Origin of the sequence: Lacticaseibacillus salsurae, assembly GCF_045862175.1 — a bacterium.
Taxonomy (GTDB): Bacteria; Bacillota; Bacilli; order Lactobacillales; family Lactobacillaceae; genus Lacticaseibacillus; species Lacticaseibacillus salsurae.
Map to the genome: position 1 here is coordinate 16,133 of NZ_BAAFZI010000028.1, position 15,949 is coordinate 32,081.

Annotated in this window: 16 protein-coding genes; 1 reads left to right on the forward strand and 15 read right to left on the reverse strand. The window is 49.2% G+C overall.

Annotation, left to right across the window (positions count from 1 at the left end):
* Positions 1–7 precede the first annotated feature (7 nt).
* The 15 genes from ACKTSG_RS09000 to ACKTSG_RS09070 form a co-directional block, all read right to left on the reverse strand.
* Positions 8–1,318: a Firmicu-CTERM sorting domain-containing protein gene (locus ACKTSG_RS09000; protein ID WP_407893997.1), complete on the reverse strand. Its 1,311-nt coding sequence runs from the start codon at positions 1,316–1,318 to the stop codon at positions 8–10.
* Between the two features lie 391 nt (positions 1,319–1,709).
* Entirely contained in the window at positions 1,710–2,141 is a 432-nt protein-coding gene (locus ACKTSG_RS09005) for a F0F1 ATP synthase subunit epsilon (RefSeq protein ID WP_407893999.1), read from the reverse strand.
* A 13-nt stretch (positions 2,142–2,154) separates the two neighbouring features.
* Positions 2,155–3,606, reverse strand: a complete 1,452-nt coding sequence (gene atpD, locus ACKTSG_RS09010) for a F0F1 ATP synthase subunit beta (protein ID WP_407894000.1) — start codon at positions 3,604–3,606, stop codon at positions 2,155–2,157.
* Between the two features lie 55 nt (positions 3,607–3,661).
* The gene (locus ACKTSG_RS09015) at positions 3,662–4,582 is read right to left on the reverse strand and encodes a F0F1 ATP synthase subunit gamma (protein WP_407894002.1); all 921 of its coding nucleotides are present in this window, start codon (positions 4,580–4,582) and stop codon (positions 3,662–3,664) included.
* 11 nt (positions 4,583–4,593) lie between these two features.
* On the reverse strand, positions 4,594–6,111 hold the full coding sequence (gene atpA, locus ACKTSG_RS09020; RefSeq protein WP_407894004.1) for a F0F1 ATP synthase subunit alpha: 1,518 nt from the start codon (positions 6,109–6,111) through the stop codon (positions 4,594–4,596).
* A gap of 21 nt (positions 6,112–6,132) precedes the next feature.
* Positions 6,133–6,678 (reverse strand): ATP synthase F1 subunit delta, encoded by a 546-nt coding sequence (atpH, locus tag ACKTSG_RS09025; RefSeq protein ID WP_407894006.1) that lies wholly within the window; start codon positions 6,676–6,678, stop codon positions 6,133–6,135.
* Positions 6,665–7,156 carry a F0F1 ATP synthase subunit B gene (gene atpF, locus ACKTSG_RS09030; RefSeq protein WP_407894009.1) on the reverse strand — a complete coding sequence of 164 codons (492 nt, stop codon included), beginning with the start codon at positions 7,154–7,156 and terminating at the stop codon, positions 6,665–6,667. The genes atpH and atpF overlap by 14 nt, the downstream gene beginning before the upstream one ends.
* A 76-nt stretch (positions 7,157–7,232) precedes the next feature.
* Positions 7,233–7,445 carry a F0F1 ATP synthase subunit C gene (gene atpE, locus ACKTSG_RS09035; protein WP_407894011.1) on the reverse strand — a complete coding sequence of 71 codons (213 nt, stop codon included), beginning with the start codon at positions 7,443–7,445 and terminating at the stop codon, positions 7,233–7,235.
* A gap of 16 nt (positions 7,446–7,461) precedes the next feature.
* Positions 7,462–8,178: a F0F1 ATP synthase subunit A gene (gene atpB / locus ACKTSG_RS09040; protein ID WP_407894013.1), complete on the reverse strand. Its 717-nt coding sequence runs from the start codon at positions 8,176–8,178 to the stop codon at positions 7,462–7,464.
* A gap of 478 nt (positions 8,179–8,656) precedes the next feature.
* A complete protein-coding gene (upp, locus tag ACKTSG_RS09045) occupies positions 8,657–9,286 on the reverse strand; it encodes a uracil phosphoribosyltransferase (protein ID WP_407894015.1) in 630 nt (209 codons plus the stop codon).
* A gap of 49 nt (positions 9,287–9,335) precedes the next feature.
* Entirely contained in the window at positions 9,336–10,568 is a 1,233-nt protein-coding gene (gene glyA, locus ACKTSG_RS09050) for a serine hydroxymethyltransferase (RefSeq protein ID WP_407894017.1), read from the reverse strand.
* Positions 10,569–10,617: 49 nt separating this feature from the next.
* Positions 10,618–11,631 (reverse strand): L-threonylcarbamoyladenylate synthase, encoded by a 1,014-nt coding sequence (locus ACKTSG_RS09055; protein ID WP_407894019.1) that lies wholly within the window; start codon positions 11,629–11,631, stop codon positions 10,618–10,620.
* Between the two features lie 20 nt (positions 11,632–11,651).
* On the reverse strand, positions 11,652–12,485 hold the full coding sequence (gene prmC / locus ACKTSG_RS09060; protein ID WP_407894021.1) for a peptide chain release factor N(5)-glutamine methyltransferase: 834 nt from the start codon (positions 12,483–12,485) through the stop codon (positions 11,652–11,654).
* The gene (prfA, locus tag ACKTSG_RS09065) at positions 12,478–13,557 is read right to left on the reverse strand and encodes a peptide chain release factor 1 (RefSeq protein ID WP_407894023.1); all 1,080 of its coding nucleotides are present in this window, start codon (positions 13,555–13,557) and stop codon (positions 12,478–12,480) included. The genes prmC and prfA overlap by 8 nt, the downstream gene beginning before the upstream one ends.
* 48 nt (positions 13,558–13,605) lie before the next feature.
* Positions 13,606–14,208, reverse strand: coding sequence for a thymidine kinase (locus tag ACKTSG_RS09070; protein ID WP_407894025.1), 603 nt, complete (start codon positions 14,206–14,208; stop codon positions 13,606–13,608).
* A 195-nt stretch (positions 14,209–14,403) separates the two neighbouring features.
* Here ACKTSG_RS09070 and ACKTSG_RS09075 point away from each other — a divergent pair, with 195 nt between their 5' ends.
* A complete protein-coding gene (locus tag ACKTSG_RS09075; protein ID WP_407894031.1) occupies positions 14,404–15,747 on the forward strand; it encodes a MurT ligase domain-containing protein in 1,344 nt (447 codons plus the stop codon).
* Positions 15,748–15,949 lie beyond the last annotated feature (202 nt).

Genomic DNA, 15,949 nt, shown 5'->3' on the forward strand with positions numbered 1-15,949 from the left:
TTTTCCTTTATTTACCAGAAACTCGTGCGGTTTGTGGCTTCAACAAGCCCATTTTGCGCGCTTTCCAATAACCAAATCCTGCCAGTAACACGCCGACGCCTGCCAACACCACTGGTCCCGTTGAACCACCAGCTGCCGTAATGGTCGTGGGTCCCACGGCATCATTGTGCAATGTGATGGTTTGACTCGCCGTTGAACTCAAGCCCAGATCAGACAACTTGAAGCTAAATTCCAACAACCCTTGCGTTTGCCCATCAACCGTAGCTTGAACCATCGCGCCAGTCCCAACATCGGGATACTGGGTGCTGGAATCCCACTGCCCACCGGAAACTTTAAAGGTCACTGGTTTGCTTGAAGTCGACCCATTCCCGCCGTTTTGCATGGTAATGAAAAAGCTTTGCCCACCAGCAGTGAAGTGATAGTTGTTTTGAGGAACATAATATTGGCTCGCCATGACGTAAACATACACGTTATCCCCATCTACCACCATGGCCATTTTATCGCCATTGGCTTCAGCAGTTTTGGTGATGTTGTCCCAATCAGCGAACTTGCCATCGATGACGATACCTAAATTATCGTTGGCTGTATTGTTGTTGCCTTTAGCTGGCGTATCGCCTTTGCCTGCGATCACCCCGGCACCATCCAAATCGGAACTTGAGGAACTGCTAGATGAAGACGTTGAAGAACTGGCGTTGCTTGGTGCCCCAGTGACGCTACCAGAGCCTGTCAAGGCGCCGCCGCTACCAACCACCGTGGAAATGGTTTGTGAGCCTAAACCAGTGCCTTGAAAATTCAAGCTGACCAAGTCGCCATCTTTTAAGTTCTTCACGCCAGCGGCACTAGGCGTGATGGTAAATTCACTGCGGGTATAGCCACTGTGATAATTGCCATCAGCAGGGACAGCTGTGGTGAACACCGAGCCATAATGGGCCATGCGAGAGTTCGCATACACAGTATCAGAACCTGATGTCGAACGATTTTGACTGCCCAGTTGGAAGGCGACATTGGTGCCGCCGATCGATCCAGTCCAACCAGCGTATGGCAAATAATTACCATTGGCACTGTGGGCTTCGACGTACACATCGATTTCACTGGTGGTGGCGATCATTTTAATGACAGACGTATGGTCAAAAGCGGGATCGTAGTTGACATTGGCGCTAGGCAAACTGGCCCAGTCGGCAAACTGACCATCTAATTTGATGCCAGTGGTTGAAGCAGTTGAATTGTTGAAGTTGATGGCGTGTGTGGTATGCGTGGATGTCGCCGTTGCCAACCCCAAGCCTAACGCTAAGGCGACAAAAACCGTCCGAAATTTCATGTATGTTCCCCCGGAAATACTCCCAAAACAAAAGATGATTCGTTACATCTAAGCATAGCTTGAAACTAATAGAAATACAAGAATTTTCTTACGATAAAATGAATAATAATGACGTGGCGACAATTCTTGCAGATATGTAATGGGCTATACCAACGCCAGCACCACGATTCGTGAACAAAACGCTGATTTTGACCATTCATTTTATGCAGTGAAATTTGTAATTTTGTGAGCATCACTGATGCTAAGCACCTGATGACGCTGCCATTTGTGATTTCGCTAGGACAAAGATTTGCAACGGATCGCAATGCCCTTGCTGCGCAAAGAATTGGATACAAAAACACCGCTGTTTCGCGATTCGCAAAAGAATCGTGAAACAGCGGCGCTTTGATCGTTATTTGCCAGTCTTCACGTGGATCCGGTTGACGGCGCGTTGCAAGGCCACTTGAGCCCGTTGCAATTCGTCAGTATCAGCTTTGGATTTCGCGTCATCGATGCGACGTTGTGCCCGAGCACGAGCGGCTTCAGCACGGGTCAAATCGATATCACGTTCACGTTCAGCCGAATCAGCGACGATGGAAGCGACGTTACCGCTCATTTCCATAAAGCCGCCGTTGACGGCGATGGCATCTTCGTGACCTGGGTTATCGGTCCGCTTGACGCGGATCTCCCCGATCACTAAAGGCGCAACGATCGGTTCGTGATTGGCCATGATCCCCAAGTCGCCGGCGATGGTTTTCACCACCACCATGTCAGCATGGTGATCATAAACTAAACCGTTTGGGGTGACAATGTTCACCGTTAACACATTCGAAAGTTCAGCCATAATGCCTTACCTCCTAGTTTGCTGCGGCTTGCAAGTCATTTGATGCATTGGCGTCAGGATCAAAGCCCATTTGCTTGGCTTTTTCAACGACATCTTCGATACCGCCGACCAAACGGAAGGCTTCTTCTGGATAATCGTCATATTTACCATCAAGAATGTCTTTGAACCCACGCACCGTGTCTTCAACCTTCACGTACTTACCAGGTAAGCCAGTGAAGCGTTCGGCAACGGAGAAGGATTGTGACAAGAAGTTCTGGATCCGACGCGCACGCGCAACGGTGATCTTTTCGTCATCAGACAATTCATCCATCCCTAAGATGGAAATGATGTCTTGCAATTCTTTATAACGTTGCAGAACTTGTTGGACTTTCATGGCCACATCATAGTGTTCTTGGCCGACAATTTCTGGGGTCAAGGCACTTGAAGTGGATTCCAATGGGTCAACGGCTGGGTAGATCCCTTGTTGCGTCAAGCGACGTTCCAAGTTAGTCGTGGCATCCAAATGGGCGAAAGTCGTGGCAGGCGCCGGGTCAGTATAGTCATCGGCAGGCACGTAAACGGCCTGGATCGAAGTGACTGAACCCTTCTTAGTGGAAGTGATCCGTTCTTGTAATTGACCCATTTCAGTGGCCAGCGTTGGCTGATAACCAACGGCTGACGGAATACGGCCAAGTAAGGCGGAAACTTCAGAACCAGCTTGCGTGAAGCGGAAAATGTTGTCGATAAAGAGCAACACATCTTGACCTTCGACATCACGGAAGTATTCCGCGATGGTCAAACCAGTCAACGCCACACGCATCCGGGCGCCAGGCGGCTCGTTCATTTGACCGAACACCATGGCTGTGTTTTTCAACACGCCTGAACCTTGCATTTCAAAATACAAGTCGTTCCCTTCACGGGTCCGTTCGCCGACACCAGTAAACACTGAAATGCCGCCGTGTTCTTCAGCGATGTTGTGGATCAATTCCTGGATCAAAACGGTTTTGCCGACACCGGCACCACCGAACAACCCAACTTTCCCCCCACGAAGGTAAGGTTCAAGCAAGTCGATGACTTTGATCCCGGTTTCAAGGATCTCACTGGTGGTACTGAGGTCTTCGAATGCAGGAGCTTCTTTGTGGATAGCGTCGCGGCGGTGATCAGCCGGAAACTTAGGTCCGTTATCGATCGTCTCGCCTAAAACGTTGAACACCCGGCCGAGGGTATCTTTACCAACAGGCACGGAGATCGAAGCACCAGTATCGGTAACTTCCATCCCACGTTGTAGCCCATCAGTAGAGTCCATCGCAACCGTCCGCAACACGCCGTCGCCAAGTAACAAAGTGACTTCAAGCGTTAAAGTCTTGTCGTCGCCTTTGGCTACAGTCAGCGCGTTGTTGATGGCTGGGGTATCACCGTTAATAGGGAATTCGACGTCGACAACAGGGCCGATCACTTGCACGATTTTACCAGTATTATTACTCAATCAAATCGTCCTCCCTGTTGTAGATTCAAGCATTACTGCTTGGTGATTGTACATTTTATTCAAGCGCATTCGCCCCACCAACGATTTCGGTGATCTCAGTGGTGATAGCCGCTTGTCGTGCCCGGTTATAGGTCACAGACAAACGCGAGATCAAATCATTGGCATTATCAGTGGCTGACTTCATGGCTGTCGTTGACGCCGCATGTTCAGCGGTTTTGGCATCCATGATCGACCCAAAGATCAAGCTTTCTGCATATTGTGGCAAAATGGCTTCTAACACTGCATCAAGATCTGGTTCAGTGAGATAGTCGATATTTTTGTCAGCGACTTCTGATACATCCAAATCGGTGATCGGAAGCATTTTTTCAGCTCGGAAAGCCGCAGTCAAAGAGTTGACATGGTGGTTATAGCAAACATACAGTTCGTCAAACACACCAGAATCAAACATCGTGACTGCAGTTTTCACGATTTCGCGGACTTCGTTGAAAGTCGGAATGTCAGAAACACCCCGATATTCATACGCCAGATCCACGCCACGTGCTTTAAAGAAATCAGCGCCAGTGCCACCAACTGCCAAAATGCAATATTCGTCAGGCGACTTGTGATCGTCTTGGATCATTTGCATCATGGCTTTTAAAATGGTGGAATTGTAGCCGCCAACTAACCCGCGATCAGAAGTGATCACCAGATAACCGGTTTTCTTCACTTCACGTTGTTGCAACAAGCTGGCCACTTGCATGACTTGTTTAGGGTCTTGCTTGCCTGCTCGTTGCACCGCTTCTAGCTGCAGCAATTGCGCGGCAGCTAAATGCGTCACGATCTCACGCACTTTATTGGCATAAAGTTGGTAGTTGTTGGCCCGCTTTTCGATTTGAGAAAGCTTGGCACCAGAAACCATTTGCATGGCTTGGGTGATCTGCCCAGTTTTTCGCGTCGAAGCGATTTGACGTTTGATGTCCATTAATGATTCAGCCATGCTGCACCTCCTTATTTCGCGTCGGTGCTAGCAGCGAACCCATTGGCATACGCCTTGATCGCGGCATCAAAGGAGTCGCCTTCAGGCAGTTTGCCAGTGTTTTTAATGGTATCGAGATCTTGCTTGTCGTTGGAGTCTAAGTAATCGGCTAAGCCGGCTTCAAAGCGGGCAATGTCGTCGATCGCCACAGCATCCAAATACCCATGGGTCAAGGCATAAAGACTGGCCACTTGGTATTGAACAGGCATTGGCTTGTGAACTGGTTGCTTTAAGACTTCAACGGTCCGGCGCCCACGGTTCAACTTGGCTTGCGTTGCCGCATCCAAATCAGAACCAAATTGGGTGAAGGCTTCCAATTCACGGAAAGAAGCCAAGTCCAAACGTAACGTCCCGGCAACTTTCTTCATCGCCTTGATCTGCGCATCACCACCAACACGAGAAACAGATGACCCAGCATCGATGGCAGGACGGGTGCCTGAGTAGAACAGATCAGATTGCAAGAAGATCTGCCCATCGGTGATGGAGATCACGTTGGTTGGAATGTAAGCAGAAATATCCCCAGCTTGGGTTTCAATGATCGGCAAAGCCGTCATGGAACCGCCGCCTAATTCATCAGACAATTTCGCTGCGCGTTCCAACAAACGAGAATGCGTATAGAAAATGTCCCCAGGATAGGCTTCACGACCTGGTGCGCGCCGCAGCAACAGAGATAATTCACGATAAGCCATGGCTTGCTTGGTGAGATCATCATAAATGATCAACACATGCTTGCCGTTGTACATGAATTCTTCACCCATAGCTGCGCCGGCATAAGGCGCGATATAAAGCATTGGTGCTGGTTCAGAAGGACCAGCAGTCAATACGATGGTATAATCCATGGCCCCATATTTCTTCAACGTTTCCACTTGGGCACGAACCGTGGAGTCCTTTTGCCCAATGGCGACATAGACACAGATCATGTCTTGGTCTTTTTGGTTGATGATGGTGTCAATGGCGATCGATGTTTTACCAGTCTTACGATCACCGATGATCAATTCACGCTGACCACGGCCGATCGGGACCAAGGCATCGATGGCTTTTAAGCCAGTTTGCAGTGGTTCAGTGACAGATTGACGTTGCATAACGCCTGGGGCTTTGACTTCGATCGGGCGAGTGTTGCTCGTCTTGATCGGGCCATTGCCGTCAACTGGTTGACCCAAAGAGTTTACGACGCGACCGATCATCGCTTCGCCAACTGGGACTTCCATGATACGGCCAGTACGCTTAACTTGGTCGCCTTCGTGAATGTCGTCAAAATTCCCGAGAATAATGATACCTACATCATTACTTTCAAGGTTTTGGGCCATCCCGTATGAGCCATTGCTAAATTGCAGTAATTCACTGGCCATCGCGTTTTCAAGGCCGGTCGCACGGGCGATCCCATCACCAACGTAAGTGACAGTGCCGACTTCTTCAACATCGAGGTCATCTTGATAGTTTTCAAGTTGTTTTTTGATCAGAGAACTGATTTCCTCAGTCTTGATGCTCATCCGGTTCACCTCTTTTTCAAGTTACTTCGCGAGCAATTGTGCCCGCAGTTTCCCTAACCGAGTTGCCACAGATCCGTCGATGACAGCATCACGGACCCGCACTTTCACGCCACCCATCAATGCAGGATCGACCTTGGTGGTCATTTGCACAGATTTGCCGTGAAATTTATTGGCAATTGCTTGGCTCAACGCTTGTTGCTGATCAGAAGTCAGCGTCACTGCCGTGGTGACAGTGGCGTCTAATTGTCCGATCGCATCAGCGAAGCGCTGATCAAAATCATCGAAGATAAACGGCAAAGCCGCAATGCGCCCATAATCGAATGTCAGTTGCAGTAAGTTGGCGACCAAACTGGACGCTTCTGACTTCAACGTATCGATCAAAGTTTGCTTATCTTCGAGCTTGACCGTCACAGCTGTCAATGTACTCAACAAGCTAGGATTTTGCGCCAACACTTGACGCAACGAAACGAGCTCTTCGGACACTGCTTGAAGTTGATCAGTTTCTTGAGCTGCTTCAAACAATGCGCGAGCGTAACGCGGAGCTACAGTGGCATTAGTGATTGCCATTGACATCACCTAACCCTTTGATGTAGCCATCGATCAAGGCTTGTTGATCGTCTGCGTTCAATTCCTTGCCGATGATCTTCGTGGCGATCGCCAACGAAAGTTCGGCAACGTCATCTTTGGCGCTGTTTAAGGCATCGGCTTTTTGTTGCGCGATGTCTTGTTGCGCAGTGGATTTTAAAGTCGCGACTTCAGCTTGCGCTGCATCGACGATTTCTTGACGTTGCTTTTCACCGTTTTGTTTTGCGGTAGACACAATCTTAACGGCATCGGCCTGGGAGTTTTTGAGCTCGGCTTGGCGCTTTTCAGCCAGCGCCTGGGCTTCAGTGCGGGCATTTTCTGCATAATCTAAGTCGTTGTTGATCTTGTCAGAGCGTTCGCTCATCATCTTGGTAACCGGACCCCAAGCGAATTTCCCGACGAAGAACAGCAGCACGGCAAAGGTGAGCAACAGAAAAAGCGTATCACCTAATGAAGCCATGTGTAGCCACTCCCTTCTATTCAAACGCCTCAAACCTACGGCTCAAAGAGCTGCAGGTCGCAAGCGTACGTGTGAATTACTTCAGCATCAGCATGAAAGCAACAACGATAGACAAGATTGGCACGGCTTCGATCAAACCAACACCGATAAACATGGTTGAACGCAGAGCACCGGAAGCTTCCGGCTGGCGAGCCATCCCTTCCAAAGTCTTGGAGATAACTTGACCGTTACCATAAGAAGCGGCGAGCGCGGCGAGGCCGGCTGCGATAGCTGCGGCGATGTATTGCATATTATTCTTCCTCCTATTATTCAGAAACTACCTTGTGAGAGACATAAACCATCGCAAGGGTGACAAAAACGTATGCTTGGATCGACCCAATGAACACTGAGAACCCTTGCCAAACCATTTCCAACACGAAACCAACGATCAAACTCGTGATCCCGCCGGTACCTGAAAACGCAAATTGACGAATTAGCAAAACCAGTACTTCGCCAGCAAAAATGTTCCCATACAGTCGCATGGCCAACGTCATGAAGTTCGTAAACTCTTCGATGATGTTGATCGGCAACAAGAATGATACTGGTTGAATGTAACCTTTCAAATACCCGCCGAAGCCTTTCATAGCCACCGCAAAGTAATGAGACAGTAACAATACCAGCATCGCCAAGCTCATTGTGACAACAGGGTCCGCTGTTGGTGAGCGGAACCAAGTCTTGCCACCAACATCGACTTGTAAGAACAAGCCGATCTGGTTATTCAAAAAGATGAACACAAACAGCACGAAGGCCAATAAGCCAAACCGATTACCTTCAGAACCAGGCATGGATTGTTTGACGATGCCGTTCGTGAAATCGATGAGATACTCTAAGACGTTCTGCTTGCCAGTGGGACGCAATTGCGGTTTGCGTGACAGCCAAAAAACCAGGCAAAACGTCAATACCGCAGTCACTAAGATCCCAATGTCGTTCGTCAAATTAAACGTTAGCCCAAACAATTTAACGTAGGGGTAACTTTCGTTCACAGAATTCACCTCCTTAACCGAAGCAATAGTGTGATGTAGGGCTCGTCAACCAACATTGACAGTCAAGCATTAACTATCGTTTCTAAAATCGCGGAATGTCCGGATACTTATCCTTCAAAACACAACCATTACTCTATCACCAAACGCTTGAAAAGACAAAGACTCTCGGCACATTTTTGGCATTTTATCATTTGACTTTTCACCACTTTTTTCATGACTGGTCGTGGCACTATTCGCAAATCCGAATAGCTCAAAAAGCCCATGTGACGGCCTGTCATCGTTGGTCATGCGCGTTTGTGCGTCTTGATCAAATGACTTCGGCTGTGCAGATTGCGCTTACATTCCATTTTGAGCTTAAACCTGAAAGCTCGCTTTCATTGGATGTAAATTTCGGTTTTCAACCTAGTGGTCTACCTGGCAATGTTTTCAAGCCAATAAAAAAACAGCACCCGCAGGCACTGCTTTTTTGACGCATCGATTACTTGGTCCCAAACAACCGGTCACCAGCGTCACCTAAACCAGGGACGATGTAGCCGTCTTCGTTTAAGTGATCATCCAAAGAGGCGGCATAAATGTCGACATCAGGATGCGCTTCTTGGACTGCTTTGACCCCTTCTGGCGCGGCAACTAACACGACCAAACGCATGGACGTCGCACCACGCTTTTTCAGCGCTTCGATGGCCATGTTGGCTGAACCACCAGTGGCGAGCATCGGATCGACGATGATCAAATCACGTTGATCGATGTCCGTTGGCATTTTAACGAAATATTCGTGAGGCTTCAGCGTCACTTCATCACGGTACATGCCGATATGACCCACTTTAGCGGCTGGGATCAATTCCAAAACGCCGTCGACCATGCCCAATCCGGCACGTAAAATCGGCACCACGGCCAATTTCTTCCCGGCGAGTTCTTTTTGAACCGTCTTGCCCATTGGGGTCTCGATTTCAACGTCTTCCAACGGTAGGTCGCGCGTGATCTCATAAACCATCAATTCCGCAATTTCGTTGGCGATTTGACGGAACTCTTTGGTACCGGCGTTCTTGTCGCGAATCAAAGTCAGCTTGTGTTGAATCAGTGGGTGGTTCAAAACCGTAAATTTGCCCATGCTAGTATGGTCCTCCTTCAAATTTAAGCGCGGATGCGCAAAACCTTATCTATGATAAAGGATGAAGGGCAGTTAACGCAAGGACTGATTGCTTAATTTCCGCAAGTTTTGTCGGATCTTCACGATTGGCAATGGTTGCTGAGATCAATTTGGCGACTTGTTTGCATTCTGCTTCATTAAATCCACGTGTGGTGATCGCCGCTGAACCGATCCGCACACCAGAAGTTTTGAACGGCCCATTTTGTTCGCCAGGCACTTGGTTTTTGTTGGTGGTGATGTCAACGGTGTCCAACAGATCTTGCACATCGCGGCCAGTCACGCCATAACCGGTCACATCCAGCAACACCATGTGGTTGTCGCTGCCGCCAGAGATCATTTTTAAATGGTCGTCTTCGGCAAACCCTTCACACATCGCTTGCGTGTTTTTGACGATCTGTTGCGCGTAAGTCTTGAATTCTGGCTTTAGCGCTTCGCCTAATGCCACAGCTTTAGCGGCGATCACATGATCCAGTGGGCCGCCTTGGATGCCTGGGAAAACTGCCGAGTTGATGGCTTTGCCATACTGAGCTTTGGCTAAGATCATCCCCCCACGCGGGCCGCGCAAGGTTTTATGCGTGGTGGTCGTGACCACGTCAGCATAAGGCACTGGATTCATATGCACCCCACCGGCCACTAAGCCGGCGATATGGGCCATATCCACCATTAAAAAGGCGCCAACGCGATCGGCGATATCGCGAAAACGGGCAAAATCGATCGCGCGACTATAAGCCGAAGCCCCAGCCACGATCATGCGCGGATGGATCTCTTCAGCCAGCGCTTGGATCTGGTCATAGTCTAAACGCCCAGATTCAGGATCCAACCCATAATGATAGAAATGATACGTTTGACCAGAAAAGCTGACTGCGGCACCGTGAGTCAAATGTCCGCCATCAGTCAGATCCATGGCCAACACCTTATCGCCATCTTCAAGAAACGCGCGATAAGTCGCCATGTTGGCGCCAGAGCCAGAATGTGGTTGGACATTGGCATATTCGGCGCCAAACAACTCCTTGGCGCGGTCGATGGCCAATTGTTCGATCACGTCGATATACTGATTACCGCCATAATAGCGGTGGCCAGGATAGCCTTCAGAATACTTATTGGTCAACACCGAGCCTTGAGCGGCGCGTACCGCTGGGCTGACAATATTTTCAGAAGCGATCAATTCGATGTTGTGCTGTTGGCGTTGTTCCTCATCATGAATTGCAGTAAACACTTGTGGATCGTATGCGTTAAAGTCCAATGTCTTGTACCCCTTTTCTGAAAGTAGCTTCAGTATACCAGAACATTTTTCACTTTGCAGGGTTAAAGTGTTCGTTCCCAGCAGATTTTAATAGGCGGTTCATGTAAGCGGCACCAAGGCCTTTTGCTTCAAACGCCTGCGCCAGCACTAAGGTCACGCTAGGATGCAGATCAAACCACCGCAAGCCGGCAAACAAGGCATGGGTGGCACTTTTAATGTCGGTCCCTAATGAAAATTGCGGCGTGGCACTAGGCACTTGCGCCAAAATATCATCAGTTGCCAACACGCCATAAGGTTGACCAAGACTCGCGACCCATTTCAGTGCTTCAGAAAATTGTTCGGGTTTATCGACAATGATCACTTGCGCCGCTGGGGCATAATGTTTGTACTTCATGCCTGGGGCTTTAGGCGTTTCGTTGGCACCGACATGATGCATTTCGGAATCGACTGTACCGATCACCGGTGCCAATTCTTTAGGCCCGATCGCACCAGGCCGCAAAATCGCCACTGGTTCGACGGTCAAGTCAACGATGGTGGATTCGACGCCGACTTCAGTAGGTCCGTCGTCTAATACCCCAGCGATTTCGCCATCAAAATCATGCAACACATGATCGGCAGTTGTCGGTGACGGTTTGCCTGATTTGTTGGCAGAAGGGCCAACGATCGGCACCCCAGCTTCAGCGATCAATTCCCGCGTCAATCGATTTTCCGGCATGCGAAACGCTGCCGTATCTAACCCGCCAGTCACAGTTTTAGACAAAGACCCAGGATGGATCGTTAAAATGATCGTCAAAGGCCCTGGCCAAAAAGCATCCATCAACTTGGCCGCTTGTGGCGTGATGTCGGCAAACTGTGCCACCATGTCGCGGTTGGCGACGGTGACGATCAACGGGTTATCACTGGGCCGGCCTTTGGTCGTGTAAACCGATTTCGCCGCTTGGGCGTTGGTGGCATCTGCCCCTAAGCCATACACGGTTTCAGTGGGAAAAGCGACTAATTCACCACGGCGCAATGCTGCCGCCGCTTCTGGGATCGTGGTTTGATCAAAACGTTTCGTTTCCAATTAACAAACATCCCTTCTATTTAAAATGTCAATTTCACCATGCGCGGATGGCCGGCGAGATCTTGACGAAATTCAACTTGCGCTTGCGGCAAGGTGTCCGCAAACAACTGGGTCAATGCCGCTTGTTGGTGATAGCCAAATTCCAAATACACTTGACTGCCAGCATGCACGTGAGCTGGCAGCTGTGCACAAAAGCGTTCAAATAACGCCAACCCATCATGTTCAGCAAACAAGGCCAAATGCGGTTCATAAGCTTTGGTGCTTTCATCCATCACCGCTTCTTCAGCATGGCTGATATAAGGCAGATTCGACACGATGCGATCAAAGCGCTGTATCGGCACTGCGCTAAACAAGTCGCTGGTTTGCAGCGTAACATCAGCGTGCAGGCGTTGGGCATTTTGCTTGGCAACTGCCAACGCGTCTGGTGAGACATCGACCATGGTGACAGCCAATTGCGGACACTGCTTTTTCAAGGTGATGCCGATCACCCCACTGCCGGTACCCACGTCCAAAAGCGTTTGGGCATCAGCCAGCTCTTCTGCCACCCAAGCCACCAATTCTTCTGTTTCAAAGCGCGGGATCAACACCGCTTTGCTGACTTTGAAATCATGACCATAAAATGGCGCCAACCCGATGATATATTGTGCCGGCTCATGTTGCAACAAGCGCGGGATCGCCGCTTCAAAAGCGCGTGCGACATGATCAGGCATCACGTCGCGGCCATGTAATTGCAATTGCGACGGGGTAAAATCGCCGAGATATTCCAACACATAACGCGCCGCGTCAGGGTCGATATGCGCGTCATGAAGCAAAGAAGACGCCCCTGCGAGCGCCTCATGATACGTTTTATTCACCAATGGACTCCAGCTTCTTGGCTTGATCAGCCACCACTAAGGCATCGATGATCTCACCGAGATCGCCGTTCATGATCCGATCCAATTTGTTTAAGCTCAACCCGATGCGATGATCCGTTACCCGGTTTTGCGGATAATTATAGGTCCGGATCCGCTCAGAGCGATCCCCAGTCCCAACTGCCGTTTTACGTTTTTCCGCATATTCGGATTCGTTTTGGCTTTCATAAAAGTCATAAACCCGCGCCGTTAAGATCTGCATCGCTTTGACCCGGTTTTGTTGCTGAGAACGTTGGTCTTGCATGGTGACCACGATGCCAGTGGGAATATGCGTCATCCGCACCGCAGAACTGGTTTTGTTGATATGCTGCCCACCAGCACCACTAGAGCGGTACACATCTGTGCGAATGTCTTTAGGGTCAAGTTTCAAATCAACTTCATCATATTCTGGCATCACGCCAACAGTGGCGGTACTGGTGTGCACTCGGCCAGCTGATTCAGTGACTGGGACACGTTGCACCCGATGCGCGCCAGATTCATATTTCAGCTTGGAATAAACCGAATCACCAGTGATCATCACCGCGACTTCTTTGTAGCCACCGACTTCAGTAGGGTTTTCGTCAATGATCTCAAGCTTCCAGCCTTGGCGTTCAGCGTATTTCATGTACATCGACAACAAATCAGCGGCAAACAAGCTGGCTTCATCCCCACCAGCAGCGCCACGGATCTCCATGATGATGTTTTTGTCATCGTTAGGGTCTTTGGGCAACATTAAGACTTTGATCTGTTCTTCAAGGTCCTCAAGTTCTGGGCGTAATTCTGCCAGTTCTTCTTTGGCCAATTCTTCCAGGTCATCATCTTTAGATTCGCGCAAAACGGCTTCAGCTTCGTCAAGGTCGGCTTTGGCTTTTTTGTATTTTTGATAAGTGGCGACCACTTCGCGCATGCTGCCTTCTTCTTTAGACAACTTCATGTAGCGATCAGTGTCTTGGATCACTTCTGGGTCACTCATTAATTCTTGTAATTCATCATAACGGTCAAGCAAACCGTCAAGTTGGGCTAAGATCTTATCCATAATTCCTCCGTGAAAGTGTCAAGCGAACGCGTCTCAACTGAAAAGTCGCTAGGACTTGCTGAGGCGATATTCCGCCAGATTTTCAGGCGGAAAATAATAATGATGGCGACAAACTGGGAAATACGCTTCATTGCCACCGATTTGGATCTGCTCGCCAGCGTACACTGGCTGGTCATTGTGAACGCGCAGATTCATGATGGCTTTTTTGGCGCAAAACCAGCAAATGGTTTTCATTTCTTCGATTTTATCAGCGTATAACAGCAAATACTTTGAACCTTCGAATAATTCATTTTTGAAATCATTCTTCAAGCCAAATGCCATCACTGGGATCTTGAGTTCATCCACGATCCGCGCGCATTCAAACACATGATGCCGTTGCAAAAATTGCGCTTCGTCGATCAACACACAATAAGCTTTGGCATCCAGTTGTTGCACCAGATCAAAGACGTTGGTGTCTGCGGCGATCGGCGTAGCCTCGCGTTGCAAGCCGTGAATGCGGCTGGCGATCATGCCCACACCTGAGCGGTTGTCTAACGCTGATGTTAAGATCACCACAGATTTATTTTGCTCTTCGTAGTTATGGGCGACTTTCAAGATCTCAATGGATTTGCCTGAATTCATCGCCCCGTAGCGGAAAAATAGCTGCGCCAACTGGATGGCCTCCTTAATTGAAAATATACCTCAACTATTATAACGAATTTTCATTGGAAGTAACAGCGCAACTCACTGACAACTGCTTGACCTTGATTTTTCAGCTCACGCAACCTCGGCGTTGGCAACAACGCTTGGCACGTGTGGTAAAATATATGCAACTAACCTGAGAGGAAGAGCACATTGGCCCATTCAATCACTTTCAAAAGCCGTTTGGCGATCATCGCCGGGCGGTTCAGCTACTGGTTTTTACACACATTTATGAAAGGTGGCAGTTCGCTGCCTGGCAAAATCGCCCGACGCATCGATCCTGATGTGCTACAAGCTTTGGGCCGCGATTATGATGTGATAATCGTCACTGGTACCAATGGCAAAACCTTGACAACCAACTTGATCACGAAGGTCTTGGACCAAAAGTACCAAGAAGTGCTCACCAACCCGACTGGCTCCAACATGATGCAAGGCATCATCACCGCCTTTTTAGCTCACGGCAAAACCGGCAAACGGCGCTTGGCAGTACTTGAAGTCGATGAAGCCAATGTGTTGCCAGTATCGCAGTACTTGACGCCTAAAGCTTATGTCATGACCAATATTTTCCGCGATCAAATGGACCGCTATGGTGAGTTTTACACCACTTATGAAAAGATCCTTGCCGGCATCCGCTTGCATCCGACTGCCACGATCATTGCCAATGGGGATGCCCCGATCTTTTCATCGCGCGAGTTACCAAATCCTTGGCGCTACTACGGCTTTGCGTTGACTGACAATCAGCACGATGATCAAGTCGCTCCGCCGAATACTGATGGCGTCTTGTGCCCAGTGTGCGAACACATTTTGCATTATCACGGCATGACCTATTCCAACTTAGGTAGCTTCTTTTGCCCACATTGCGGCTTTAAGCGCCCAGCGTTGACCCATGCGATCACCAGCGTTTCGGATTTGACGCCAACTAGCTCTGCATTTGCCATTGATGGGCACCAATTGACGTTAGGCATCGGCGGCATGTACAACGTTTACAATGCTTTGGCGGCATATTCTGTTGGTGCAGAATTTGGTATCGTCGCTGATGCCGTGGCCAAAGCCTTCGCGTATGACGAAAAGGTTTTTGGCCGCCAAGAAGAAATCAATATCGACGGCAAAACAGTGACGTTGATATTGGTGAAAAATCCGGTTGGGCTCAATGAAGTGTTGGCCATGATCCAACGCCAAAGCGGCCATTTCGGCTTAGGCGTGTTGTTAAATGCCAATTATGCTGACGGCACTGACACCAGCTGGATCTGGGATGGCAACTTTGAAGAATTGGTCGCCTCCAAGCGCGCCACGACTTATCTGGTCGGTGGTGAACGTTACCAAGATATCGCCTTTCGCATGACCGTCGCTGGCGTTAAGGACTTGATCCAAAAGCCTGACTTAAGCGACGTGATCACTGCCGTTAAGCAAATGCCAGAATCTCGCGTTTACCTGCTGGCCACGTACACCGCGGTTTTGCAACTGCGCAAAAAGTTGGCTGACGGTGGCTATATCAAACAAGGCTTCTAAATTAAAATCAGCGTCGTCACCCAAAAGTGGCGGCGCTGATTTTATATCGTGGTGAAAGCATCATTCGTTTAAAGTCGCAAATTGCAAGAACAAGTTAGCCACCCCATGGCACGACACCGTGAGATGAACTGTTATCTTTGATGAGTTGAGTTAGCTGGCTACGACTACCTTGGCAGCTCGTCGCTGAGCTCGAGCGCGCTCA

What these genes read in the sequence shown, in the direction of transcription:
- ACKTSG_RS09005 (WP_407893999.1), bottom strand. Translation starts at nt 2,141, where the DNA reads ATGGCTGAACTTTCGAATGTGTTAACGGTGAACATTGTCACCCCAAAC.
- atpA (WP_407894004.1), bottom strand. Translation starts at nt 6,111, where the DNA reads ATGAGCATCAAGACTGAGGAAATCAGTTCTCTGATCAAAAAACAACTT.
- atpF (WP_407894009.1), bottom strand. Translation starts at nt 7,156, where the DNA reads ATGGCTTCATTAGGTGATACGCTTTTTCTGTTGCTCACCTTTGCCGTG.
- ACKTSG_RS09000 (WP_407893997.1), bottom strand. Translation starts at nt 1,318, where the DNA reads ATGAAATTTCGGACGGTTTTTGTCGCCTTAGCGTTAGGCTTGGGGTTG.
- upp (WP_407894015.1), bottom strand. Translation starts at nt 9,286, where the DNA reads ATGGGCAAATTTACGGTTTTGAACCACCCACTGATTCAACACAAGCTG.
- ACKTSG_RS09015 (WP_407894002.1), bottom strand. Translation starts at nt 4,582, where the DNA reads ATGGCTGAATCATTAATGGACATCAAACGTCAAATCGCTTCGACGCGA.
- atpE (WP_407894011.1), bottom strand. Translation starts at nt 7,445, where the DNA reads ATGCAATACATCGCCGCAGCTATCGCAGCCGGCCTCGCCGCGCTCGCC.
- atpH (WP_407894006.1), bottom strand. Translation starts at nt 6,678, where the DNA reads ATGGCAATCACTAATGCCACTGTAGCTCCGCGTTACGCTCGCGCATTG.
- prfA (WP_407894023.1), bottom strand. Translation starts at nt 13,557, where the DNA reads ATGGATAAGATCTTAGCCCAACTTGACGGTTTGCTTGACCGTTATGAT.